The organism is Streptomyces sp. NPDC021096, from assembly GCF_040641275.1.
GTDB lineage: Bacteria > Actinomycetota > Actinomycetes > Streptomycetales > Streptomycetaceae > Streptomyces.
This window is the reverse complement of record NZ_JBFADG010000001.1, coordinates 629,200-652,145: the sequence shown is the minus strand read 5'-3', so window position 1 is coordinate 652,145 and position 22,946 is coordinate 629,200. Positions and strand designations below refer to the sequence as shown.

Annotated in this window: 24 protein-coding genes; 9 read left to right on the top strand and 15 right to left on the bottom strand. The window is 72.4% G+C overall.

Annotated features, from left to right (window positions below):
• Positions 1–111: 111 nt before the first annotated feature.
• The 4 genes from AB0G59_RS03040 to AB0G59_RS03025 are packed head-to-tail and all read left to right on the top strand — an operon-like array spanning position 112 to position 4,690.
• Positions 112–954, top strand: coding sequence for a nitrilase-related carbon-nitrogen hydrolase (locus AB0G59_RS03040; RefSeq protein WP_360907325.1), 843 nt, complete (start codon positions 112–114; stop codon positions 952–954).
• A gap of 41 nt (positions 955–995) precedes the next feature.
• Complete coding sequence (locus tag AB0G59_RS03035; protein ID WP_360907580.1) at positions 996–2,270, top strand: aspartate aminotransferase family protein; 1,275 nt, start codon at positions 996–998, stop codon at positions 2,268–2,270.
• Positions 2,267–3,667, top strand: coding sequence for a dihydropyrimidinase (gene hydA / locus AB0G59_RS03030; protein WP_360907323.1), 1,401 nt, complete (start codon positions 2,267–2,269; stop codon positions 3,665–3,667). Before AB0G59_RS03035 ends, hydA begins: the two co-directional genes overlap by 4 nt.
• 24 nt (positions 3,668–3,691) lie before the next feature.
• Positions 3,692–4,690 carry a TIGR03842 family LLM class F420-dependent oxidoreductase gene (locus AB0G59_RS03025; RefSeq protein ID WP_360907321.1) on the top strand — a complete coding sequence of 333 codons (999 nt, stop codon included), beginning with the start codon at positions 3,692–3,694 and terminating at the stop codon, positions 4,688–4,690.
• Between the two features lie 19 nt (positions 4,691–4,709).
• Here AB0G59_RS03025 and AB0G59_RS03020 read toward each other — a convergent pair whose 3' ends face one another.
• The 12 genes from AB0G59_RS03020 to AB0G59_RS02965 all read right to left on the bottom strand — a co-directional run bounded on the left by AB0G59_RS03020 (position 4,710) and on the right by AB0G59_RS02965 (position 16,478).
• Complete coding sequence (locus AB0G59_RS03020) at positions 4,710–5,489, bottom strand: exodeoxyribonuclease III (protein WP_360907319.1); 780 nt, start codon at positions 5,487–5,489, stop codon at positions 4,710–4,712.
• A 29-nt stretch (positions 5,490–5,518) separates the two neighbouring features.
• A complete protein-coding gene (locus AB0G59_RS03015) occupies positions 5,519–6,163 on the bottom strand; it encodes an MBL fold metallo-hydrolase (protein WP_360907317.1) in 645 nt (214 codons plus the stop codon).
• A 50-nt stretch (positions 6,164–6,213) separates the two neighbouring features.
• A complete protein-coding gene (locus AB0G59_RS03010) occupies positions 6,214–7,779 on the bottom strand; it encodes an alpha/beta fold hydrolase (RefSeq protein WP_360907315.1) in 1,566 nt (521 codons plus the stop codon).
• A 36-nt stretch (positions 7,780–7,815) separates the two neighbouring features.
• Entirely contained in the window at positions 7,816–8,406 is a 591-nt protein-coding gene (locus tag AB0G59_RS03005; protein ID WP_360907313.1) for a hypothetical protein, read from the bottom strand.
• Between the two features lie 5 nt (positions 8,407–8,411).
• On the bottom strand, positions 8,412–9,533 hold the full coding sequence (locus AB0G59_RS03000) for an ROK family glucokinase (RefSeq protein ID WP_071965206.1): 1,122 nt from the start codon (positions 9,531–9,533) through the stop codon (positions 8,412–8,414).
• Positions 9,534–9,830: 297 nt separating this feature from the next.
• Positions 9,831–10,658: an ATP-binding cassette domain-containing protein gene (locus AB0G59_RS02995; RefSeq protein WP_360907311.1), complete on the bottom strand. Its 828-nt coding sequence runs from the start codon at positions 10,656–10,658 to the stop codon at positions 9,831–9,833.
• On the bottom strand, positions 10,655–11,707 hold the full coding sequence (locus tag AB0G59_RS02990) for an ABC transporter permease (protein WP_360907309.1): 1,053 nt from the start codon (positions 11,705–11,707) through the stop codon (positions 10,655–10,657). Before AB0G59_RS02990 ends, AB0G59_RS02995 begins: the two co-directional genes overlap by 4 nt.
• Positions 11,704–12,684, bottom strand: coding sequence for a sugar ABC transporter substrate-binding protein (locus AB0G59_RS02985; protein ID WP_360907307.1), 981 nt, complete (start codon positions 12,682–12,684; stop codon positions 11,704–11,706). The genes AB0G59_RS02990 and AB0G59_RS02985 overlap by 4 nt, the downstream gene beginning before the upstream one ends.
• Before the next feature lie 270 nt (positions 12,685–12,954).
• The gene (locus tag AB0G59_RS02980) at positions 12,955–13,704 is read right to left on the bottom strand and encodes a GntR family transcriptional regulator (protein ID WP_360907305.1); all 750 of its coding nucleotides are present in this window, start codon (positions 13,702–13,704) and stop codon (positions 12,955–12,957) included.
• Positions 13,705–13,844: 140 nt separating this feature from the next.
• Complete coding sequence (locus AB0G59_RS02975) at positions 13,845–15,056, bottom strand: cytochrome P450 (protein ID WP_360907303.1); 1,212 nt, start codon at positions 15,054–15,056, stop codon at positions 13,845–13,847.
• A 161-nt stretch (positions 15,057–15,217) separates the two neighbouring features.
• A complete protein-coding gene (locus tag AB0G59_RS02970) occupies positions 15,218–15,853 on the bottom strand; it encodes a 2-dehydro-3-deoxyphosphogluconate aldolase (RefSeq protein WP_071965201.1) in 636 nt (211 codons plus the stop codon).
• Positions 15,854–16,058: 205 nt separating this feature from the next.
• Positions 16,059–16,478 (bottom strand): ribonuclease, encoded by a 420-nt coding sequence (locus AB0G59_RS02965; RefSeq protein WP_360907301.1) that lies wholly within the window; start codon positions 16,476–16,478, stop codon positions 16,059–16,061.
• 184 nt (positions 16,479–16,662) lie between these two features.
• On the opposite strand from AB0G59_RS02965, the gene AB0G59_RS02960 reads away from it, so the two are divergent.
• From AB0G59_RS02960 to AB0G59_RS02950, 3 genes are read left to right on the top strand one after another with little or no spacing between them, the layout of a single operon-like run.
• Positions 16,663–17,271, top strand: coding sequence for an XRE family transcriptional regulator (locus AB0G59_RS02960; protein ID WP_360907299.1), 609 nt, complete (start codon positions 16,663–16,665; stop codon positions 17,269–17,271).
• A complete protein-coding gene (locus AB0G59_RS02955; RefSeq protein WP_360907297.1) occupies positions 17,268–17,411 on the top strand; it encodes a DUF6126 family protein in 144 nt (47 codons plus the stop codon). Before AB0G59_RS02960 ends, AB0G59_RS02955 begins: the two co-directional genes overlap by 4 nt.
• A gap of 23 nt (positions 17,412–17,434) precedes the next feature.
• Positions 17,435–18,103: a transcriptional regulator gene (locus AB0G59_RS02950; RefSeq protein ID WP_360907295.1), complete on the top strand. Its 669-nt coding sequence runs from the start codon at positions 17,435–17,437 to the stop codon at positions 18,101–18,103.
• A 5-nt stretch (positions 18,104–18,108) separates the two neighbouring features.
• Here AB0G59_RS02950 and alc read toward each other — a convergent pair whose 3' ends face one another.
• Positions 18,109–19,296 carry an allantoicase gene (gene alc, locus AB0G59_RS02945; RefSeq protein ID WP_360907293.1) on the bottom strand — a complete coding sequence of 396 codons (1,188 nt, stop codon included), beginning with the start codon at positions 19,294–19,296 and terminating at the stop codon, positions 18,109–18,111.
• Positions 19,293–20,633, bottom strand: a complete 1,341-nt coding sequence (allB, locus tag AB0G59_RS02940; RefSeq protein WP_360907291.1) for an allantoinase AllB — start codon at positions 20,631–20,633, stop codon at positions 19,293–19,295. The genes alc and allB overlap by 4 nt, the downstream gene beginning before the upstream one ends.
• Positions 20,634–20,845: 212 nt before the next feature.
• Between allB and AB0G59_RS02935 the strand changes: the two genes are divergently transcribed.
• The gene (locus AB0G59_RS02935; protein ID WP_360907289.1) at positions 20,846–21,631 is read left to right on the top strand and encodes an IclR family transcriptional regulator; all 786 of its coding nucleotides are present in this window, start codon (positions 20,846–20,848) and stop codon (positions 21,629–21,631) included.
• A 37-nt stretch (positions 21,632–21,668) separates the two neighbouring features.
• On the opposite strand, the gene AB0G59_RS02930 is transcribed toward AB0G59_RS02935, so the two are convergent.
• On the bottom strand, positions 21,669–22,079 hold the full coding sequence (locus tag AB0G59_RS02930; protein WP_360907287.1) for a DUF5955 family protein: 411 nt from the start codon (positions 22,077–22,079) through the stop codon (positions 21,669–21,671).
• A gap of 179 nt (positions 22,080–22,258) precedes the next feature.
• On the opposite strand from AB0G59_RS02930, the gene AB0G59_RS02925 reads away from it, so the two are divergent.
• Entirely contained in the window at positions 22,259–22,888 is a 630-nt protein-coding gene (locus AB0G59_RS02925; RefSeq protein ID WP_360907285.1) for a nucleotidyltransferase family protein, read from the top strand.
• Positions 22,889–22,946 lie beyond the last annotated feature (58 nt).

The window sequence follows — 22,946 nt, the reverse complement described above, 5'->3', positions numbered from 1 at the left end:
CCACAGGAAGTGCGATGGTCTTGCCACGGGGAGTGACGGGACCTACGGTCGCATGCACACACGGATCTTCGCGTGTCAGCCTGGTGGAAGCCCCTGGCATAGGAGCAGCTCATGGCCAACGTTGTCCGCGCCGCACTGGTCCAGGCGACCTGGACCGGCGATACCGAGTCGATGATCGCCAAGCACGAGGAACACGCCCGCGCAGCGGCCGCGCAGGGCGCCAAGGTGATCGGGTTCCAGGAAGTCTTCAACGCCCCCTACTTCTGCCAGGTGCAGGAGAGCGAGCACTACCGCTGGGCCGAACCGGTCCCGGACGGACCCACCGTCCAGCGGATGCGGACGCTCGCACGCGAGACCGGCATGGTGATCGTCGTACCGGTCTTCGAGGTCGAGCAGTCCGGTTTCTACTACAACACCGCCGCCGTCATCGACGCCGACGGCAGCTACCTCGGCAAGTACCGCAAGCACCACATCCCGCAGCTCAAGGGCTTCTGGGAGAAGTACTACTTCAAGCCCGGCAACCTCGGCTGGCCGGTCTTCGACACCGCCGTCGGCAAGGTCGGCGTCTACATCTGCTACGACCGCCACTTCCCCGAGGGCTGGCGCTCCCTCGGCCTCGCCGGCGCCCAGCTCGTCTACAACCCCTCCGCCACCTCCCGCGGCCTGTCCTCCCACCTGTGGCAGCTGGAGCAGCCCGCGGCGGCGGTCGCCAACGAGTACTTCATCGCCGCCATCAACCGCGTCGGCCAGGAGGAGTACGGCGACAACGACTTCTACGGCACGTCGTACTTCGTCGACCCGCGCGGGCAGTTCGTCGGCGACCTCGCCAGCGACACCAAGGAGGAACTCCTGGTCCGCGACCTGGACTTCGACGTCATCGACGAGGTGCGCCGGCAGTGGGCGTTCTACCGGGACCGCAGGCCCGACGCCTACGACGGGCTGGTGCGGCCGTGAGCGCGGGGCAGCCCTCGCTGCGCGCCCGGCACCGCGCGGTGATGCCCGACTGGCTCTCCGTCTACTACGACGAGCCGCTGGAGCTCTCCCACGGCGAGGGCCGCTACGTCTGGGACGCCGACGGCCGGCGCTACCTCGACTTCTTCGGCGGCGTCCTGACCACCATGACCGCCCACGCCCTGCCCGAGGTCACCGAGGCCGTCGCCCGGCAGGCCGGCCGCATCCTGCACACCTCCACCCTCTACCTCGACCGGCACATGGTGGAGCTGGCCGAGCGCATCGCGGCCCTGTCCGGCATCCCCGACGCCCGGGTCTTCTTCACCACCTCCGGCACCGAGGCCAACGACACGGCCCTGCTGCTGGCCACGTCCTTCCGCCGCTCGAACCAGATCCTGGCGATGCGCAACGGCTACCACGGCCGCTCGTTCTCCGCCGTCGGCGTCACCGGCAACTCCAGCTGGTCGCCCACCAGCCTCTCGCCGCTGCAGACGCTGTACGTGCACGGCGGCATCCGTGGCCGCGGGCCCTACCCGCGGCTGTCGGACGCGGAGTTCATCGAGGCCTGCGTCGCGGACCTGGAGGACATGCTCGGCCAGACGCACGGCAACGTCGCCGCGCTCATCGCCGAGCCGGTGCAGGGCGTCGGCGGGTTCACCGCACCGCCCGACGGTCTCTACGCCGCCTTCCGAGAGGTGCTCGACCGGCACGGCATCCTGTGGATCAGCGACGAGGTGCAGACCGGCTGGGGCCGCACGGGCGACCACTTCTGGGGCTGGCAGGCGCACGACGCGAGCGGCCCGCCGGACGTGCTCACCTTCGCCAAGGGCATCGGCAACGGCATGGCGCTGGGCGGCGTCGTCGCCCGGGCCGAGGTCATGAACTGCCTCGACGCCAACTCCATCTCCACCTTCGGCGGCAGCCCGGTCACCGCGGCGGCGGGCCTGGCCAACCTCACCTATCTGCTCGAACACGACCTCCAGGGCAACGCCCGGCGCGTCGGCGGCCTCCTCATCGAGCGGCTCCGTGCCATCACGGCCGGCCTGTCCGTCGTCCGCGAGGTGCGCGGCCGCGGCCTGATGATCGGCATCGAGCTCGTCGAGCACGACGGCTCACCCTCCCCGCGCGCCGCCTCGCTCGCCCTCGAACGCGCCCGCGAACAGGGCCTGCTGGTCGGCAAGGGCGGCCGCGAGGGCAACACCCTGCGCATCGCCCCACCCCTGTCGCTCACCGTCGCGGAGGCCGAGGAGGGCGCCGCCGCGCTCGAAGAGGCGCTGCGCACGGTGCAGAACACCGTCGGAGCGAAGGAACGGACATGACCAGAACGATCGTCAGCGGTGGCCTCGTCATCACCGCCGCCGAGGAGATGCACGCGGACGTCCTCATCGAGGACGGCAAGGTCGCCGCCCTGGCCGCGCCCGGCAGTTCCTGCGCCGACGGCTGGAGCGCGGAGCACACCATCGACGCGACGGGGAAGTACGTCGTGCCCGGCGGGGTCGACGCCCACACACACCTCGACCTCCCCTTCGGCGGCACCTCCTCCTCGGACACCTTCGCGACGGGCACCGCTGCCGCCGCGTGGGGCGGCACCACGACCATCGTCGACTTCGCGGTGCAGCAGCGCGGGCAGTCCCTGCGCCAGGGACTGGACACCTGGCACGCGAAGGCCGACGGGCAGTGCGCCGTCGACTACGGCTTCCACATGATCCTCTCCGATGTGAACGAGGGTTCCCTGAAGGAGATGGACCTCCTGGTGGAGGAAGGCGTCACCTCGTTCAAGCTGTTCATGGCCTACCCGGGCGTGTTCTACAGCGACGACGGGCAGATCCTGCGGGCCATGCAGCGGGCCGCCGGAAACGGCGGACTGATCATGATGCACGCCGAGAACGGCATCGCCATCGACGTCCTGGTCGAACAGGCCCTCGCCGCCGGCAGGACCGACCCCCGCCACCACGGCGAGGTCCGCAAGGCCCTGCTGGAGGCCGAGGCCACCCACCGGGCCATCCAGCTCGCCCGCGTCGCCGGCAGCCCCCTGTACGTCGTGCACGTCTCGGCCGAGGAGGCGGTGGCCGAGCTGGCCCGCGCCCGCGGCATGGACCTGCCGGTCTTCGGCGAGACCTGCCCGCAATATCTGTTCCTGTCCACGGACAACCTCGCCGAGCCCGGCTTCGAGGGCGCGAAGTACGTCTGCTCGACACCGCTGCGCCCGCGGGAGCACCAGGCGGCGCTCTGGCGCGGGCTGCGCACCGACGACCTCCAGGTCGTCTCCACCGACCACTGCCCGTTCTGCTTCTCCGGACAGAAGGAGCTGGGCCGGGGCGACTTCTCCAAGATCCCCAACGGCCTGCCGGGCGTGGAGAACCGCATGGACCTGCTCCACCAGGCCGTCGTCGACGGCCATATCTCCCGCCGCCGCTGGATCGAGATCGCCTGCGCCGCCCCCGCCCGGATGTTCGGGCTCGCCCCGCGCAAGGGCACCATCGCGCCGGGCTGCGACGCGGACATCGTGGTCTACGACCCCCACGCCGAGCAGACGATCTCGGCCGCGACCCACCACATGAACGTCGACTACTCGGCCTACGAGGGCAAGCGGATCACCGGACAGGTGGAGACCGTCCTGTGCCGCGGAGAGACCGTCCTCGACCGGAGGCGGTTCACCGGCCGGGCGGGACACGGACGCTACCTGCCCCGCTCGACCTGTCAGTACCTGGCGTAACTCGTGTAAGGAGCACCCCGTACCGTGGACTTCGGCCTCGTCCTGCAGACCGACCCGCCCGCCTCCGCCGTCATCGACCTGATGCGCCGCGCCGAGGGGGCCGGCTTCCGCTACGGCTGGACCTTCGACTCCGCCGTGCTGTGGCAGGAGCCCTTCGTCATCTACAGCCGCATCCTGGAACACACCGAACGACTCATGGTCGGCCCCATGGTCACCAACCCCTCCACCCGCAGCCCGGAGGTCACCGCCTCCACCTTCGCCACCCTCAACGACATGTTCGGCAACCGCACGGTGTGCGGCATCGGCCGCGGCGACTCGGCGATGCGGGTCGCCGGGCGCAAGCCCAACACCCTCGCCACCCTCAGCGAAGCGATGCGCGTCATCCGCGACCTGGCCGAGGGCCGGGAGACACAGGTGGACGGCAAGACCCTGAAGCTGGGCTGGGTCGGCGAGGGAAGGCTGCCGGTGTGGATGGCCGCGTACGGACCCAAGGCCCTGGCCCTGGCCGGCCGCGAGGCCGACGGCTTCATCCTCCAGCTCGCCGACCCGTATCTGACGGAGTGGATGATCAAGGCCGTGCGCACCGCCGCCGCCGAGGCGGGCCGCGACCCGTCCTCGGTCACGATCTGCGTGGCCGCCCCCGCCTACGTCGGGGACGACCTGGCGCACGCGCGCGAGCAGTGCCGCTGGTTCGGCGGCATGGTCGGCAACCACGTCGCCGACCTGGTCAGCCGCTACGGCGCGCACTCCGGCCTGGTGCCCGAGGTGCTCACCTCGTACATCGAGCAGCGGCAGGGCTACGACTACAGCCACCACGGGCGCGCCGGGAACCCCTCCACCGACTTCGTGCCCGACGCGATCGTGGACCGCTTCTGCCTCCTCGGTCCCGTGGAGGCGCACCGGGAGCGGCTGGAGCGGCTGCGCGAGCTGGGGGTTGACCAGTTCGCCGTCTACGCGATGCACGACGCGAAGGAGAGCACCATCGACGCCTACGGCCGGCACCTCATCCCGACGCTCGGCTAGGCCGGGGGCGCCGGGGCCGTCAGACGTCGAGGTCGACGACGACCGGGGCGTGGTCCGAGGCGCCCTTGCCCTTGCGCTCCTCGCGGTCGACGAAGGCGTCCTGGCCGGCCTTGGCGAAGGGGGCGTTGCCGTAGACCAGGTCGATGCGCATGCCCCGGTTCTTGGGGAAGCACAGCTGGCGGTAGTCCCAGTAGGTGTACGGACGGTCGTACTTCAGGGGGCGCGGCACGATGTCGGACAGGCCGGCGTCGCGGAGGGCGGCGAGGGCGGCACGCTCGGCGGGCGTGACGTGCGTGGCGCCCTCGAAGACCGAGGGGTCGTAGACGTCCTCGTCGGTCGGGGCGATGTTGAAGTCGCCGAGGACGGCGAACGGCCGCTCCCCCGCCGCGTCCACCGCGACGGCGTCGCGCAGCGACTCCAGCCAGCGGAGCTTGTAGGTGTAGTGGTTGTGGCCGACCTCGCGGCCGTTGGGCACGTACACCGACCAGACACGGACGGGCCCGCAGTCCGCGGAGATCGCCCGCGGCTCCTGCGCACCTTCGTAGTCGGGCCCGCCAGGCAGGCCCGTGACCACGCCGTCCAGGCCGACCCGGGAGACCAGCGCCACGCCGTTCCACCGCCCGGTGGCGTGAACCGCGGACTCATAGCCGAGCTCGCGGAGCGCCTCGGTGGGGAACTGCTCGGCGGTGCACTTGGTCTCCTGGATGCACAGGACGTCCGTGCCGCTGCTCTCCAGCCAGGCCAGCAGCCTGGGGAGACGGGCGGTGATCGAGTTCACGTTCCAGGTGGCGATGCGCATGCGGCCACCCTAACGGCCACCTCTGACAGTCAAAGGTCGATGCTCTGGCCGGCCGCCATCCTGGAGTGGTCCGCTCCCCCGACGCCGGGGCCGTCCGGGCCCAGCATCCGGTCGTAGACGGGCCGCGCGAGGTCCGTCAGCAGCGCGTCGTGGATGTCGATCGCCCGCCGGGGCTTGATCTCCCGGACGTAGTCGATGATCTCGGAGACCTTGTTCCAGGGGGCCATGACCGGGACCATCAGCGTCTCGACCGGCTGCCCCGGCAGGGTCAGCGCGTCGCCGGGGTGGAAGACCGAACCGTCCACGAGGTAGCCGACGTTGGTGATCCGCGGGATGTCCGGGTGGATCACGGCGTGCAGCTGCCCGTGCACCTGGACGTCGAAGCCCGCGGCCGTGAAGGTGTCGCCCTCGCCGACCGTGTGCACCCGGCCGGGGAAGGCGGCCGAGATCCGCTCGGCGACGCTGCGCAGCGTCCACAGCTCCGCGGCCGGGTTGGCCTCCAGACCGGCCCGCAGCCGGTTCTCGTCGAAGTGGTCGGGGTGCTCGTGGGTGACGAGGACGGCGTCCGCGCCGACGGCCGCGTCCTCCTCGCTGAACCCTCCGGGGTCGATGACGAGCGTGCGGCCGTCCTTCTCCAGACGGACGCAGGCATGACTCTGCTTGGTCAGCTTCATGGCCCCATCTTGCTACGCGCCCCCGCGCCGCGTCTGCGCGCCGCCGCGCCCTACCGCGCGTCGCCGCCCTCCGCCGCGACGACGCGCTCGGCCACCGCGAAGGCGGCGCCCGCCGCCGGCAGACCGCAGTAGAGGGCGGTGTGCAGCAACGTTTCCTTGACCTCGTCGGCGGTGACACCGTCGCGCAGGGCGGCCCGGACGTACCGGGCCAGCTCCTCGAGGTGGCCGGCCGTGGTCAGGGCGGTCAGGGTGAGCAGGAAGCGGGTGCGCCGGTCGAGCCCGGGGCGCGCCCACGTGCCGCCCCATGCCACGCGGGTGACGAAGTCGTCGTACTCGGCACCGAAGCCGTCCGGGCCGGGCCGGCTCCCGTTCTCCTCGCCGAGCACCTCGCGACGGATCCGGACGCCCGTCGCATGGGCGTCGGTGTCCGGGGCGGGGCCGGGTGCCGGGGCGGGGGTGGTCGCGTAGGGGTTGGTGTTCCCCGGGGCCGCGTACGGGTTGGCGCCCGCGGAGGCCGGCAGGTGCCCGGCCGCGGCGAAGGGGTTCGCGCCCCGGTCCGGTTCCGGGGAATCGGCCTTCGGGGCCGCTTCGGGGGCCGGGGCCGAGGCGGCCCGGGGCTCGGCGACGGCGGCCGGCTGCGTCGCCGCGAAGGGTCCGCCCGGCACGGACGGTACTGACGGCGCGGACGGCTGTGATCCGGCGGGGGCGGGTGCGGGAGCGGTGGCGGCGGCAGCGGGCTCCGGCGCGCCGAACGTTCCGGCCGGGGCGGACGCGACAGCGGGCTCCGGCGCCCCGAACGACCCGCCCGGCACGGACGGCTGAGGCCCGGCGGCGGGCTGCCAGGGGGCCGAGAAGTGGCGGACCAGCAGATCGGTCACGGCGGCCGGCTGCTCGACCGGCGTGAGGTGCCGGGCCGCGGGCACCACGGCCAGGCGGGCGTCGTGGATCCCGGCGACCAGCACCCGGGCCTCGGCGGCCGGGGTCACCTGGTCCTCGGCACCGACGATCACCAGCGTGGGGGCGCCGATCCGGCCCAGCCCCGCCCGTGCGTCGAAGGTGGCGAGGGCCTCGCAGGAGGCGGCGTAGCAGTGGAGGTCGGTCGTACGGACCATCTGGACGGCCCAGTCCACGATCGCGGGCTGCCCGCCCGCGAAGGCGGAGGTGAACCAGCGCTCGGGCGCCGACCGGGCCACCGGCTCCAGCCCGTTCGCGCGGACCTCGCCGGCGCGGGCCCCCCAGCTGTCGGCGCCCGCGAAGTGCGCGGCGGAGCCGACCACGGCCAGCGAGGCGAGCCGGTGCGGATGGCGCAGGGCGAGGTCGGTGCCGACGGCACCGGAGACGCAGCAGCCCACGTACCCGAAGCGTTCGACGCCGAGCCGGTCGAGGGTGGCCAGCAGCCGGTCGGCGAGCTCGCCGACGGTGGCGGCGGGCTGGGCGGGGGCGCCGCCGTGACCGGGGAGGTCGAAGCGCAGGACGCGCCAGTGCCGGGTCAGCTCCGGTATCTGGCGGTCCCACATGTGCCAGGTGGTGCCCAGGGCGGGGCCGAGGACGAGTACGGGGCCGTCCTCGGGCCCGTCGAACCGGTGCTGGAGGGAAGGGGTCTGCTGCTCGCTCACCCGCGCCACGCTATCCGCCGTCGCGGCGGAACCGGTTCAGGGGGTCGTGGTGGAGATGACGAAGACCTGGGGGTGGTCCGGGTTGTCCATGTTGGCGGTGATCTGAAAGTTCGGCTTGGGCTTGTCCTGCTCGCGGACCGTGCCCTTCCAGTGGTGACCGCTGCCGAACTCCCAGCCGACCGTCGCCGCCTCGTCCTCGTCGATGGTGATCCGGCCGTCCTGGAGGGCGGCGGGGTTGGTGCCGACCTGCTTGAGCCACTTGTCGAACTTCTTGCGCGTGGTCGTGAACTGCAGGTACAGCGAGCTGGAGCGCCAGGAGTTGGTTTCGTAGTGGGCGACGTCGGTGGCGTAGGCGGGCACCGTCATCCCGTAGATGCGGCGCTGGACCTTGGAGGGCCAGCCCTCCTCCAGCCCCTTGGAGACGGCCTCCTGCCGCTTGGTGGTGCTGCCGCTGCGGCTCTGCATCGCGGAGATGTAGAGGTAGCCGGCGGGGATGGCGATGAGCAGGAAGATGACGACCGGCTTGACCCAGCGGCGGCTCGTACGGCCACCGCCCGTGCCGTCGCCCCGGCCGCCGTCGCGGCCGCCGGGCTCCTCCGCGGGGGCGGTGGGTGCGCTGTGTTCCATGATGCTCATCCCCGGCCCGCCCGTGCGTACCGTTCGTAGCGCTCGACGCGGCGCCGGTTGGCGCGGCGGAAGCGGCGGGCGACGAGGCGGGCCAGGTCGGCGGCGCCGACCATGCCGGCCTCGGGGCCCAGCTGTGCCTTGACGATGCGGGCCTCCGGGCGGTAGCCGCGGCCGGTGAGGTGGCGGCGGAACGCCTCCCGGGCCGGGCCGATCAGCAGGTCGTCGGCGGCGCTGACGCCTCCGCCGATGACGAAGCAGGAGGGGTCGAGGGCGGCGGCGAGGTTGGCGATGCCCACGCCGAGCCACTGGCCGATGTCCTGGAGGAGCTCGACGCACATGGCGTCGCCCTCGCGGGCCAGCTCCGTGATCAGCGGGCCGGTGATCTCGGGGACGTTGCCGCCGACGCGGTCGATGATCCCGTACGCGACCGGGGACTCCGCGGCCGCCAGCTCACGGGCCTCGCGGACCAGGGCGTTGCCGGAGCTGTACTGCTCCCAGCAGCCGCGGTTGCCGCAGGGGCAGCGGTGGCCGCCGGGGACGACCTGCATATGGCCGAACTCGCCGGCGACGCCGAACTTGCCCCGCTTGACCTGGCCGTCCTCGAGGATGGCACCGCCGATGCCCGTACCCAGAGTGATCATGACCAGGTGGTCCTCGCCGCGGCCCGCGCCGAAGCGCCACTCCGCCCAGGCGGCGGTGTTGGCGTCGTTGTCGACCATGACCGGGACGGCGAGGCGGCCGGCCAGGCGGTCGCGCAGCGGCTCGTTGCGCCAGGACAGGTGCGGGGCGAACAGGACGCGGTTGCGGTCGGCGTCGACCCAGCCCGCGGCGCCGATGCCGACGGCGTGGACGTCGTGGCGGTCGGAGAGGTCGAGGACCAGCTCGGTGATCGTGTCCTCGACGACCTTGGGGCTCTTGGACTTGTCCGGGGTCTCCGTGCGGAGCTTCTCCAGGATGTTGCCGTCGGCGTCGACGACGCCCGCCATCACCTTGGTGCCGCCGATGTCGATGCCGACGGTGGGGACGCGGGGCGCGGTGAGGTGCGAGCGGCGCTCGCGCGTGCCGGTCGTGCGCAGCACGGTCGCTCTTCCGGTGCCCCGGTACACCCGCTCGCGGTACATGCTCATCGCGACACCTCCACCACTGCGTGGGGCCTGGCGGTTCTACGGGCGCTGCCGGTGCGTGCTCGCACGAGTCGATGTCCCTGCAGTGGTCTCAGGAGGCCGGGGCCTCGTATCTACGGTCGTCGCCGATTGTGCCTCACCGGTACGGTCCGCCGCACAACGGTGCAGGTGAGCTGGTTGTGGGCAATCGTCCCGCTGGGCTGGGGGCACCTCCCAGCGGTAGCTGGGGGAGGGTGGGCACAACCGGGCAGCGGACCCGCACCCGAAGCGGCACCCCCGGTGCCGGGCGCACCGGATCCGTCAGTCACCGCCCCCGTCGGAGCCCACCGGCTTGCCACCGATCACATCCGGCCCCGGCGCCCGCTCCAACTCATGGCTGAGCTGATCGAGCTCACTGCCACCGGCCATCTGCCGCGTGAGCTCGTCGAGCGCGATCCCCGACTTCGGGTGGCTGCCCGCCATCGCCCCGCGCTTGAGCAGCACGAAGCGGTCACCGACCAGATACGCGTGGTGCGGGTTGTGGGTGATCAGGACCACGCCCAGGCCCGCGTCGCGGGCGGCGGCGACGTACTTCAGGACCACACCCGACTGCTTGACGCCGAGCGCCGCCGTGGGCTCGTCCAGGACGAGGACCTTCGCGCCGAAGTAGACGGCGCGGGCGATCGCCACGCACTGGCGCTCACCGCCGGACAGCGTGCCGATGGGCTGGTCGACGTCGCGGAGGTCGATGCCCATGCGCAGCAGCTCCGCACGGGTCGTCTCGCGCATCCGCTGGACGTCGAGGCGCTTGAAGGGGCCCGCCCCCTTCGTCGGCTCGGAGCCGAGGAAGAAGTTGCGCCACACCGGCATCAGGGGGACGACGGCGAGGTCCTGGTAGACCGTGGCGATGCCGCGGCCCAGGGCCTCCCGGGGCGAGGCGAGCTTCGCCTCCTCGCCCTCGATCTCGAAGGAGCCCGCGTCGTGCTGGTGCAGACCCGCGATGATCTTGATCAGTGTGGACTTGCCCGCGCCGTTGTCACCCAGCACACAGGTGATCTCGCCGCCGTGGACCTCCAGGGAGACGCCCTCGAGCGCGCGGATGTTGCCGTAGTACTTGCTCACGTCCGTGAGCTTGACGAGAGCTGTCACTTGGTCGCCTCCGCGCGCTTACGGACCCAGGCGTTCAGCAGGGTCGCCAGGAGCAGCATGGCGCCGAGGAAGAACTTGAACCAGTCCGGGTTCCACTGCGCGTACACGATGCCCTTGCTGGTCATGCCGAAGATGAACGCGCCGACCGCGGACCCGATGGCCGAGCCGTAGCCGCCGGTCATCAGGCAGCCGCCGATGACGGCCGCGATGATGTAGAGGAACTCGTTGCCGACGCCCTCGCCCGACTGGACGACGTCGTAGGACATGAGCAGGTGCTGGCCCGAGATCCAGGCGCAGAACGACACGGCCATGTACAGGCCGATCTTGGTGCGGTTGACGGGGACGCCGACCGCGCGGGCCGCGTCCGCGCCGCCGCCGACCGCGAAGATCCAGTTGCCCACGCGGGTGCGGAGCAGGATCCAGGTGGCCAGCGCCACGAGGCCGAACCACCACAGGATCGTGACCTGGAGGTCCACGCCGCCGATCGTCAGATGGGAGGCGAAGACCTTCCGGGCGGACTCGAAGCCCTCCATGTCCCCGATCGTCTTGGTGGAGACCGTGCCGCTGATGAGCTTGGTGAAGCCCAGGTTGAGGCCCGTCAGCATCAGGAACGTGCCGAGCGTGATGATGAAGCTCGGCAGCTTGGTGCGCGTCAGCATGAAGCCGTTGAAGAAGCCGATCGCCAGGGTGGTGAGGAGGGAGACCCCCACGCCCACCCAGACGTTCGCCGTCATCTGGTAGCTGAACATCGACGAGACCAGGGCCGAGGTCGTCACCATGACGCCGGTCGACAGGTCGAACTCCCCGCCGATCATCAGCAGCGCCACCGGCACGGCCATGATGCCGATCGTCGAGGACGCGTACAGCACCGTGGACAGGCTGGAGGCCTGCAGGAAGCTGTCGGCCACGAACGAGAAGAAGACGAAGACGGCGGCGGCGCCGACGACCGCGCCCAGCTCGGGGCGGCCGAGCATGCGGCGCAGGTACGAGCGGCTCACCAGCCGCTCGTCGGGCGCGTCCTGGACGGGGGCCGTGGCGGGTGCGCTCATCGTGTGCCCCGCTTGGTGTACTCGGCCAGGGTCTTGGCGTCGTCCTTGGTGACGATCTGCGGGCCGGTCAGGACCGGGCGGCCGCCGCCGAGCATGTCGCGGTTGTAGCGGTAGAGCCACAGCAGGTCGACCGCCTCGTAGCCCTGGAGGTAGGGGTCCTGGTCGACGGCGAAGCCGAGGGTGCCGGCCTGGAGGGCCTCGGCGACCTTGGCGTTGAGGTCGAAGGTGTCGACCTCGGCCTTGCTGCCGGCCTGCTGGGCGGCCTTGACGGCGGTGGGGGCGAAGGGGGCGCCGAGGGTGACGACCGCGTCGATGTCCTTGTCGGACTGCAGCTTCGCCTCGATGGACGACTGCACGTTGGGCATGTTGGTGCCCTCGACGTAGAGGTTCTGCAGGTCGCCCTTGAAGGACTTCTTCACGCCCTCGCAGCGCTGCTCGTGGCCGACGTTGCCCTGCTCGTGCAGGACGCAGACGGCCTTCTTCTTCCCGCGCTGGTTGAGCTGCTCGCCGACGGCCTCGCCGGCGATCGTCTCGTCCTGGCCGATGTGGGTGAGCGCTCCGAAGTCCTTGGACTTCTCGGAGCCCGAGTTCACGGTGATCACCGGGATGCCGGCCTTCTTCGCCTTGGCGACGACGTCCTTCATGGCGTCGGGCTTGGCGAGGGTGACGATCAGGCCGTCGACCTTCTGGTCGATCATGGCCTGGACGTTCTGCGCCTGCTTGTTCCCCTCCGGGTCGTGCGCGTAGAGGAATTTGATGTTGTCCTTGGCGGCCGCCTGCTTGGCACCGCTCTGCACGATGTCCCAGAAGGTGTCGCCATCGCCCGAGTGGGTGACCATCGCGAAGGTCCACCGGGGGGTGTCGACCGCGGCCCGCCCCTGGGCGGCCTTGGCGGCCCGCTCCTCGGCGCGCTTGCCGCCCGTGCTGCTGCACCCCGCCAGTGTGGCGCCGAGCACCGCTGCCAGCACGGCGCTCACCGCACGTACGCCTGTCCGAACCCTTGCCACGAGGACTTGCCCTTCCACTGTCTGTCACGGTGCGGCCGGGTCCCGATCACAGACCCAACCGCCCAAGTATCCGTCACCATCCGTCACCGCTGTCGGCCGGGGCGTCGGCGGTGCCGTGCGGGGCTGCATTCCTTGTTCGTCGCGCGTCGCTCACGCTGTGGGTGGATTTGTAGTGGCGGGCGACACACCACGTCAAGACTTTGTCAGTACATTCTTATGCCCTGACAGGTCGGCGCTCCGTCATGGACGTGCCAGGAGCTGGAAGTCGAAGGAGTACCGGGAGGCACGGTACAGATGCGATCCGAACTCCACCGCACGGCCGGTGTCGTCGAAGGTCGTGCGCTCCATCGTCAGCAGCGGCGCGCCCTCCGGCTCGGCCAGCAGCTCGCCCTCGGCGGCGGTGGCGGCGCGGGCGCCGACGGTCTGGCGGGCGCTGTGCAGGGTGATGCCGGCGAGGCGCATCAGGCGGTAGAGGCCGGTCCCCTCCAGCGTGTCGTCCTCGAGGTCGAGCAGGCCGGCCGGGAGGTGGTTGGTCAGCCGCGCCATCGGCTCGCCGTGCGAGAGGCGCAGCCGCTCGACGACCACCACGTCCGTGCCCTCGGTGACCCCGAGGGCGGCGGCGACGCGTGCGGTGGCGGGCTCGACGGCGTGGCGCAGCACGCGGGTGGCGGGCCGCTGGCCGGCCGCCTCCAGGTCGTCGTAGAGGCTGCTCAGCTCCAGCGGGCGCCGGACCTGGCTGTGCACGACCTGGGTGCCCACGCCGCGGCGGCGTACGAGCAGGCCCTTGTCGACCAGCGACTGGATGGCCTGGCGGACCGTGGGCCGGGACAGGCCCAGCCGCCCGGCGAGCTCGATCTCGTTGCCGAGCAGGCTGCCGGGGGCGAGCTCGCCGCGCTCGATGGCGGCCTCGAGCTGCTGGGACAGCTGGAAGTAGAGCGGGACCGGGCTGCTGCGGTCGAGGGAGAACTGGAGGGGTCGATGCTTCGCCACGGAGGGAGCGTAGCCCCGGGACCTGATGACGGGAAGTCCGGAGGTCCGGTTGTCCTGACATATGCGGGCGTGGGTCGCGGGCCGGCGGTGGCCTCCTGGCGGGCCCGGCCGTGGGCCCCCGCCGGTCGGCGCCGGTACGGTCAGAACCGGACGGGCAGGCGGTGCGGGCCCCGCATCAGCAGGCCCTCGCGCCAGGCCAGGGACGCCGGGTGGGCGTCCAGGGCGAGGTCCGGGCAGCGCTCCAGCAGCGAGCGGATGGCGATCTTCGCCTCCAGCCGGGCCAGCGGGGCGCCCACGCAGTAGTGGATGCCGTGCCCGAAGGCGACGTGACCGCGGGCGTCGCGGTGGATGTCGAAGCGGCCGGGCTCGGGGAAGCGGGCCGGGTCGTGGTCGGCGTCGGCGATGACGGCGAGCACGAGCTCGCCGCCGCCCGGCAGCAGCGTGCCGCCGATCTCGACGGGTTCGGTGGTGAAGCGGTACGTGGAGGTCTCCACCGGTCCGTCGTAGCGCAGCATCTCCTCGACGGCGTTGTCGAGCAGCCCGAGATCCGCCCGCAGGTCGGCGAGCTGGCGGGGGTGGCTGAGCAGGGCGAGGACGCCGTTGGAGATGAGGTTCACGGTCGTCTCGTGGCCGGCGACCAGCAGGACCCACGCCATGCCCAGGAGCTCCTCGGGCGAGAGCCGGCCGCCGTCCTCGTCCGTGGTGCGGATCAGTGCGCTCAGCAGGTCCCCGCCGGGCCGTTCGCGCTTGGCGGCGACCAGTTCGGCGAGGTAGGCGGCGATGTTTCCGGCCGCCTGCGCCTTCACCGGGGACGGGTCGGAGCCGATGGCGGTGTTCGACCAGCGGCGGAAGGACTGCCGGTCGAGGTCCGGGACGCCCAGGAGCTCGCAGATGACGCTGATGGGCAGGGGGAAGGACAGGGCGTCGACGAGGTCGGCACGGCGGTCCGGGCCGGCCAGCATCGCGTCCAGGAACCCGTCGGTGAGCTCCTGCACGCGCGGGGCCAGGGCCTCGACGCGCCGGGCGGTGAACTCCTTGGCGACGAGCCGGCGCAGGCGGCTGTGGCGCGGCGCGTCGACGATGAGCATGTGCGGGCCGGAGGCGATCCGCGGCAGGCCGAGGTCGCCCGAGGCCCGGTCCCAGTCCTTCGTCAGCCGGGGGTCGTTGAGGGTGGCGCGCACCTCGTCGTAGCCGACCACGAGCCAGCAGATCGCGCCCTCGGGCATCCGCACCCGGTGCACCGGCCCCTGCTCGCGCAGCTTCGCGTAGACGCTGTACGGGTCGCGGGCGAAGTCGGCCCCCATCGCCGCCAGGTCGACTATGCCGTTCCGCGTGTCCGTCGTGGCTCCCATGGCGCTACCCCCTGGTCGTCGGAGATCGCTCGGTACGGGCGCCGGAGGCGCACTCCGGTCGTCCGTCGGCTGCCCCCACCGTACGGGAGCGTACGGTGAGGGGGCATCGGCCGTGAGGAGGAGCCGCAAGGGGGATGCCCCGTCCGGGAGTTGGAGGGACGTCAGCCGCAGCGGTGGCCCGCCTCCGCCAGGCGGCCGAGGAGCTCCCCGGCGCGCTTGGCGACCGAGTCCCGGTCGCCGTCGGAGAGTTCGGCGCCCATGCCGCAGGCCACGGCCCCCGCCGCGATCCAGTCGGGGGCACTGTCGACGGATATCCCGCCGCTGGGCACGAGCGCCGCCTGCGGCAGCTCGGCCCGCACCGCCCCGACCCACTCGGGATGCCGGCCCACGGCGGGGAACAGCTTGAGCGCGTCGGCGCCCAGCTCCAGGGCGCGCACCAACTCGGTCGGCGTCGCGACGCCCGGGAAGACCGGCACGCCGTAGCGGTGGCCGGTGCGGATGACGCCGGCGTCGAGGCCCGGCGAAGCCAGGAAGCGGGCGCCTGCGTCGATGGCCATCCGGGCGGAGGGCGCGTCCAGGACCGCCCCGGCGCCGATGATGCCCTCCTCGCCGACCTCGTGGGCCAGCGTGGTGACGGCCTCCAGGGCGAAGGGGGTCGCGAGGGATATCTCCAGGCTCGTGATCCCGGCGGAGAGCAGGGTGCCCGCCGTCGACGCGGCCTGGTCGTAGCTGTCGCCACGGACCTGGGCCACGACGCGCTGGGCCAGCGCGGCCCGGGTGATCTCCCACCGGTACACGGAAGTTCGCCGCCCTTCTCGAAGTGCCTGGGTGTCGTGCCTCACCAAAACGGTAGCGGGACCCGCTGACAATCGGCCCCGGTCCGACGACGGCGACCGCGGACCCGTGGCACGTTCGGGAGAACGGAAGGCAATTCGGGAGAACGGAAAGCAAAGGGCCCCGCCGCCAGGGAGGCAGCGGGACCCATGTGGGACGAGAGCGCACTCAGCAGGTGAAGTCGACCAGGTCGAAGGTCGCGTAGTGGTCGCCGGTGTAGTAGTCCTCGTGCGTCTTCTCGCCGGTGACGATCCGTCGGGCACCGCGGTCCGGGGAGCCCGGGGTCTTCACGGTGTACTCGTGGTAGTAGCCGCTGTTGTGCTTCGGCAGGACGCCCTCGCGGTTGGAGAAGACCGTGCCGTCCTTCGGGTACGGGAACGGGCCGCCCTTGTCGATCAAGTTCAGGGTGTCATGGGCCTGGGACGGCAGGTCGGAGTAGCAGATGTCGCCGACGGTCTTGACGGACGCGACCACGGCCGGGGTCCCGGCGGCGGTCGGCGTGGCGGCGACGGCCGGGGTACCGACCAGGAGCGTGGAGGCCAGGGCGGCGAGGGCCGCGAAACGGGCCAGGCGAGGGGGGTTTGTCATGTCACCAGCATGACGCGCGTAGCGCATGTCATGTCAATGCCAAATCTTGATGTTTCCCTGACGTTTACCGCGATCGGCCGCCGCACCGGGTGGAACGAGAGAGTTACCAAGGGTAACGAGCGAGGAATTTGCCCGAGAGGCAAAACTTTTGCCCCAGAGGCACGACCGGGCTTATACCGGAACCATGAGTGGAGACGATCTGCCCGCCGTGGCCCCACAGTTGCGCGCCCTGCGCAAGCGCAGCGGGTTGACCCTGGAAGCCGCCGCGGCACGGGCCGGGCTCTCGCCCGCCCACCTCTCCCGGCTGGAGACCGGGCAGCGGACCCCGTCGCTGCCGATGCTGCTCGCGCTGGCACGCACGTACGGGACGACCGTATCCGACCTGCTGGGCGAATTGCCCGAGCAGCGTGATCCGATCGTACGCGCGGACCGCATGGAGGCGCAGGAGGCGGGCGGCTGGACGTACTGGCGGGCCGGCGGCTCCGGCCGGGCCATGCAGGCGCTGCGGCTGCACGTCCCGCAGGGCCCGGGCGGCCAGGAGGACCTGGTGCGGGTGCACCCGGGCGAGGAGTGGCTCTACGTCACCGGCGGGCGGCTGCGGCTGACCCTCGGCGAGAGCACCCATCTGCTCGACGCGGGGGACGCCGCCCACTTCGACTCCCTCACCCCCCACCGCATCGCGGCCGCGTCCCGCGAGGGAGTGGATCTTCTGTTCATGCACACGCTGATGCAGAGCGGCGCCGCCGGGCTGTGTCTCGGCGGCTCGGCACCGACCCGGAGGGCAATGCCATGAGCGACAACGCGAAGGACGACTACGTGGAGGAGGACCGGGCCCCGATGGGCATGACGGTCCGGGTCTTCATCTACCTCGTCGCCGTCCACTTCATCGTGGCCTTCTTCTTCCTTCTCTTCTATCTCGGCGGGGCGGAGTAGCCGCCCGTGGATACCCTGGCCGCATGGCCCGTACAGCCCGGGACGTCCTCGACGACGCCGTCCGCAGCCTCCCGCCCGGCTCCAACCGCCTCGTCCCCCTGATCGCCGCGGGCGAGGCGCCCCGGGCGGCCGTCGCCGCCCTCGCCCTGGAACAGCGCCACGTCATCGCCGCCGACCGGCGGAGCTTCGAGCACCTCGCGACGCGCGCGACCGGCCGGCACGACAGCGCCGTCGCCCACTTCTTCGCCCACCTCGCCCATGGCGAGAGCCTCGCCCTCGACCTGCTGACCCCGCTCGCGGCCGCCTGCGGGCTGGACGAGGAGGCGGCCGGGGCCCATGAGCCGCGGGCCGGGTGCCAGACCTACCCGGCGTACGTCGCCTGGCTGGCCCTGGGGGCCGAGCCGGTGGACGCGGTGGTGGCGCTCACCGCCAACTTCGCCGCGTGGGGCGGCTACTGCGCCACCGTCGGCGAGGCCCTGCGCGTCCACTACGGCTTCGACGACGAGGCGTGCGGCTTCTTCGACTTCTTCGCCGGGCCCGACCCGCAGGGCACGGAGAAGGCACTGGCCGCCGTGGCCGAGGGGCTGGTGGACGGCCGGCTGTCGGAGCGCCTGGCGCACCGCTACGGCCGGCTGCTCCAGGAGTACGAGTCGATGTTCTGGAACACGCTGGCCGGACCGCCCGCGGTGTAGGGCCCTCAGAGCCGCAGCCGTCCCGCGCCCTCCTCGGTCAGCGAGCCGTGGACGCGCAGGCGGGCGATGCCCCCGTCGGGGTAGATGTCGATCCGTACGTGCGTGGCGGTGGGGGCTTCGGCCAGCGGGAAGCGGTGGACGGTGTCGGGCTGCAGGCGGGTGCGCGGCAGCAGCTCGCTCCAGCCCGTGGTGTGGTCGGCGGGGTCGGCTCCCGTGGTGGCGTCGAGCACGGACAGGGCGGCCCAGCCCGCCGCGTTGCCCTTGTAGCAGCCGGTGTCGATCTCGACGGCCCGTAGGACCGACTGGCCGGTGAGGCGGTAGCGCACCCAGTCGTGGCCTCTGTCGCGACGGCGGCGCGTCTCCCAGCCGTCGTCCATCTTGCGGGAGCGGCCGGGGTGGATGCTGTTGTCCGGCGAGGAGTAGAAACGGTCCGAGGCGTCCTCGACGTGCCCGCCGTTCTCCAGGGCGGCGAGGTCGAAGGTGCCCAGCGCCGCGAGCCAGACCGGGTCGGGGGCGGCCTCGCCGTGGACGCGCAGCCGGGCGATGCCGCCGTCGGGGTGCTGGTTGAGCCGCAGGTGGGTGAAGCGCTGCCGGCACTCGACGCGGAAGCCGTTGGCGGCGTGGCCGCCGACGGGGGTGCGCGGGACGAGGGTCGTCCACGTCACGTCGTCGGCGAGCAGTTCGCGCGGCGACGGGGTGCCGGGCAGCGCGGTGGCCTCGACGCTGACGGACTGGGGGTGGTTGCCCCGGAAGTGGGCGGTGTCGACGACGATGCCGTGGACGACGCCCGGTACGCCGAGCCGGATCAGCGCCCAGTCGTGGTCCTCGTCCGCGGGGTGCGGGCGCTCGGCGCCGGTGCCGCGCCGGCGGCGGGTCTCCCAGCCGTCCATGACCTTGCCCTTGTGCCCGAAGTGGTGGGGGTCGAAGCGGGCGGGGCCCGGCTCGATGAGGTTCTCGCGCTCGGCGAAGAACTCGTCGTTGGCGGCGATCACACCGGCGCCGAGCCGCCGGTCGGCGAGGTCGGGGAGACGGGTGAAGGGCAGGCCGGAGAGGGGGGCCGTCCGGTAGTCGGCGTAGGGGTCGCCGCCGGAGTAGGGCTCCGCGTCGCCGGTGAAGGAGGTGCCGGTGAAGGGGGTGCCGGTGAAGAAGGTGCCGGTGGAAGCGGAGTTGCCGGGTATGCCACTCGTGCTCATGCGCGCTCCAGGAGTCGGCCGGTGGGTTCGGTCAGGGGGGTGCCATGGTCGGCGATCTTGCGGCCGCGCAGCCAGGTGGACCGTACGACCCCCCGCAGGGTCCGGCCCGCGTAGGCGGTGACGGGGTTGCGGTGGTGGAGCGCGGCGGGGTCGACCGTGAAGGTCTCGTCGGGGGCGAGGACGGCGAAGTCGGCGTCCTTCCCCGGTGCGATGGTGCCCTTGGCGGCCAGGCCCGCCAGCGCGGCGGGGGCGCCGGCCATCCAGCGGGCCACGTCGTGCAGGGTGTGCCCGCGCCGCCGGGCCGCGGTCCACACGGCGGGCAGGCCCAGCTGGAGGGAGGAGATGCCGCCCCACGCCCTGGCGAAGTCGGGCACCTTGAGGTCGGCGGTGCAGGGCGAGTGGTCGGAGACCACGCAGTCGACGGTCCCGTCGGCCAGCGCCGCCCAGAGCGCGTCCTGGTTGGCCGCCTCGCGGATGGGCGGGCAGCATTTGAACTCGGTGGCGCCGTCGGGCACTTCCTCGGCCGTCAGGGTCAGGAAGTGCGGGCAGGTCTCGACGGTGACGGGCAGGCCCTCGGCCCGGGCGGCGGCGAGCGCGGGCAGCGCGTCGGCGGAGGACAGGTGCAGGACGTGCACGCGTGTGCCGTGCCGGCGGGCGGCGGCGAGGAGCGCGCCGACGGCCTCGTTCTCGGCGGCGCGGGGACGGGAGGCGAGGAAGTCGGCGTAGCGCGCGCCGCCGCGCTGCGGTGCGCCCTCGAGGTGGTGCGGGTCCTCGGCGTGCACGATCAGCAGGGCGCCGAGGGCGGCGGCCCGGCGGGCCACGGCATCGAGGTCGGACCGGCTCAGGTGCGGGAACTCCTCGACGCCGGAGGGCGAGAGGAAGGACTTGAAGCCGAAGACCCCGGCGTCGTGCAGCGGCCGCAGGTCGGCGAGGTTGGTGGGCAGCGCGCCGCCCCAGAAGCCGACGTCGGTGTGCACCCCGGCGCGGGCTGCGGCCCGCTTGGCCCGTAGTCCGGCCACGGTGGTGGTGGGCGGGAGGCTGTTGAGGGGCATGTCGACGAGGGTGGTGACGCCCCCGGCTGCCGCGGCACGGGTGGCGCTGCGAAAGCCCTCCCACTCGCTGCGACCGGGGTCGTTCACGTGCACATGGGTGTCGACGAGCCCGGGCAGCAGCACGTCGTCCCCGAGGTCCTCGACGACGGCCGTGGGCGGGGCCGGCTCCCCGTGCGGCAGGACGGCGGCGATCCGCCCGTCCGCCACGGCGACGGCCGCGGGGCCCGTGCCCCCGGGCAGGACGACCCGCGTCGATCGCAGGATCAGCTCTACGTTCCGGTCCACGCCGCGGCCTCCCGACAGCCCGAATCACCGAATTCCTGAACCCCTGAACTTCAACGAAGTGTTGAACGAACGATGCGGGCAGTCTTCAGTCGCCACCCGACCCCGGTCAAGACCCTTTCACTGCACGGAATGCGGATTTCACGCAACAGAAACCGGCCTGGTGCTCCGGCGGTGGCCGGTAGGCTGCTGCCACCTGTCCCGGAAGGAGCGCCGTGCCCCCCGCCGAGCCCCGAACCGCCCCGACCAGCGGCGGCGTCCAGTCCCTCGAGCGCGCCTTCGACCTGCTCGAGCGGATGGCCGACGCCGGCGGCGAGGTCGGACTGAGCGAGCTGTCGGCGAGCAGCGGACTGCCGCTGCCCACCATCCACCGGCTGATGCGCACGCTGGTGGCCTGCGGCTACGTCCGCCAGCAGCCCAACCGGCGGTACGCACTGGGCCCCCGGCTGATCCGGCTCGGCGAGAGCTCCGCCCGGTTGCTGGGCACCTGGGCCCGCCCGCACCTGGCCCGGCTGGTGGACGAGACCGGCGAGACCGCCAACATGGCGCTGCTCGACGGCGACGAGGTGGTCTATGTGGCGCAGGTGCCCTCGCGGCACTCGGTGCGGATGTTCACCGAGGTCGGCCGGCGCGTGCTGCCGCACTCCACGGGCGTCGGCAAGGCGCTGCTCGCCCAGTCGCCCGACGACGAGGTCCGCGCCCTCCTGGCCCGTACGGGCATGCCGGCCGCGACCGACAAGACGATCACCACGCCCGACGGCTTCCTGGAGGAGCTGGCCCGGGTGCGCGAGACGGGCTTCGCGATGGACGACAACGAGCAGGAGATCGGGGTGCGCTGCCTGGCGGTCCCCGTGCCCGACTCCCCCACGTCGGCGGCCATTTCCGTCTCGGGTCCGGCGGGCCGGGTCACGGAGGCCGCCACGGAGCGGATCGTGCCGCTGCTGCGGGAGGTCGCCGCGGAGCTGTCCGTGGCCCTCGCCGGCGCGGCTCCCTCCGTCTGAATCCGGTCCCGGACCCACCCTCTGACCGGAGGGGGCGTCAGCCGCCCCCGCGGGGGCGCGGCAGGCCGGCCCCGCCCGGGGCCGCACCGGACGCGTCGTCCGGCACCTGGCCCGGCTCGCCGCCGGGCACGCGCTCGGGCGCTTCGCCCGGCAGCCCGCCGAAGCGCTCGACCGCCGCGCGCACGTCGCCGAGGGCGGGGGCCAGGGCGCTGACGGAACCCACCGCTCCAGCGACCAGCAGCAGGGAGCGGCACAGCCGGGAGACGTCCGTCGCACCGGCGCGCGCCATCGCGTCCAGGGCGGCCAGTTCGTCCTCGGCCACGTCCCGGTCCGGTAAGACGGCGGGATGCCCGGCCAGCGCCCGGCGCAGCCGGGACACCGCCGCGCCCAGCTCGTCCGCTCTCGGATCCGGCTCTTCGCCGGAACGGTCCGCTCGCTCCTCTGCCACCACAACGGCGCCTTCCGCCACGGATTTCCCCCTCCCACACGCTCGCTCGCGCGGATCAGTTAACGCCACTTTCCGTGCGACGCGCCACACGCACAGCGAAATTCAGGCCGCGCGTTCACGTACGAGTGACGAACTGACGTCCGGCGCACATCAGGACACGCATGCGGTATGCAGGGGCTATGGCAACAGCGACGGACATGAGTGCGAAACGGGCGCCGGTGGCGGGCCTGTTGCTGGCGGCGGGCGGCGGACGGCGGCTCGGGGGGCGGCCCAAGGCACTGCTGGAGTGCGCGGACGGCCGGCTTCTGGTGGAGCGTGCGATGCGGGAGATGCGCGAGGGCGGCTGTGCGACGGTGCACGTGGTGTTGGGTGCGGGGGCGGCGGAGGTGCGGGAGCGGCTCGGCCGGCTCCCGCCAGGGGTCGTCCTCGTGGACAACCCGCGCTGGGCCGAGGGCATGGGCTCGTCCCTGCGGGCCGGCCTCGCGTCCCTGACGTCCGTCACGGATGCGACGGCTGCGCTGGTGATGCTGGTCGACCAACCGCGCATCGGCGCACGGGCGGTGGCGCGGCTGCTCGCCGCGCGCCGGGAGGGGGCGCAGCTGGTGGCGGCGGCGTACGGGGGCGAGCGCGGGCATCCGGTGCTGTTCGGGCGGGAGCACTGGGAAGGAGTGGCACGGGCGGCCGGCGGCGACCAGGGGGCGCGGGCGTACTTGCGCCAACACGCCGACGCCGTCGTGCTGGTGGAGTGCGCGGACATCGCGGCACCGGACGACATCGACACCCCGGAGGATCTCGCGTTGCTGGAATGAGCCCTTGAACTTCCACTATGAGGAAAATAGTCTCCACTCACGCGGCACCGTGTGCCAT

What these genes read in the sequence shown, in the direction of transcription:
- AB0G59_RS03040 (WP_360907325.1), top strand. Translation starts at nt 112, where the DNA reads ATGGCCAACGTTGTCCGCGCCGCACTGGTCCAGGCGACCTGGACCGGC.
- AB0G59_RS03035 (WP_360907580.1), top strand. Translation starts at nt 996, where the DNA reads ATGCCCGACTGGCTCTCCGTCTACTACGACGAGCCGCTGGAGCTCTCC.
- hydA (WP_360907323.1), top strand. Translation starts at nt 2,267, where the DNA reads ATGACCAGAACGATCGTCAGCGGTGGCCTCGTCATCACCGCCGCCGAG.
- AB0G59_RS03020 (WP_360907319.1), bottom strand. Translation starts at nt 5,489, where the DNA reads ATGCGCATCGCCACCTGGAACGTGAACTCGATCACCGCCCGTCTCCCC.
- AB0G59_RS03015 (WP_360907317.1), bottom strand. Translation starts at nt 6,163, where the DNA reads ATGAAGCTGACCAAGCAGAGTCATGCCTGCGTCCGTCTGGAGAAGGAC.
- AB0G59_RS03005 (WP_360907313.1), bottom strand. Translation starts at nt 8,406, where the DNA reads ATGGAACACAGCGCACCCACCGCCCCCGCGGAGGAGCCCGGCGGCCGC.
- AB0G59_RS03000 (WP_071965206.1), bottom strand. Translation starts at nt 9,533, where the DNA reads ATGAGCATGTACCGCGAGCGGGTGTACCGGGGCACCGGAAGAGCGACC.
- AB0G59_RS02990 (WP_360907309.1), bottom strand. Translation starts at nt 11,707, where the DNA reads ATGAGCGCACCCGCCACGGCCCCCGTCCAGGACGCGCCCGACGAGCGG.
- AB0G59_RS02975 (WP_360907303.1), bottom strand. Translation starts at nt 15,056, where the DNA reads ATGGGAGCCACGACGGACACGCGGAACGGCATAGTCGACCTGGCGGCG.
- AB0G59_RS02965 (WP_360907301.1), bottom strand. Translation starts at nt 16,478, where the DNA reads ATGACAAACCCCCCTCGCCTGGCCCGTTTCGCGGCCCTCGCCGCCCTG.
- AB0G59_RS02960 (WP_360907299.1), top strand. Translation starts at nt 16,663, where the DNA reads ATGAGTGGAGACGATCTGCCCGCCGTGGCCCCACAGTTGCGCGCCCTG.
- AB0G59_RS02955 (WP_360907297.1), top strand. Translation starts at nt 17,268, where the DNA reads ATGAGCGACAACGCGAAGGACGACTACGTGGAGGAGGACCGGGCCCCG.
- AB0G59_RS02950 (WP_360907295.1), top strand. Translation starts at nt 17,435, where the DNA reads ATGGCCCGTACAGCCCGGGACGTCCTCGACGACGCCGTCCGCAGCCTC.
- alc (WP_360907293.1), bottom strand. Translation starts at nt 19,296, where the DNA reads ATGAGCACGAGTGGCATACCCGGCAACTCCGCTTCCACCGGCACCTTC.
- AB0G59_RS02925 (WP_360907285.1), top strand. Translation starts at nt 22,259, where the DNA reads ATGGCAACAGCGACGGACATGAGTGCGAAACGGGCGCCGGTGGCGGGC.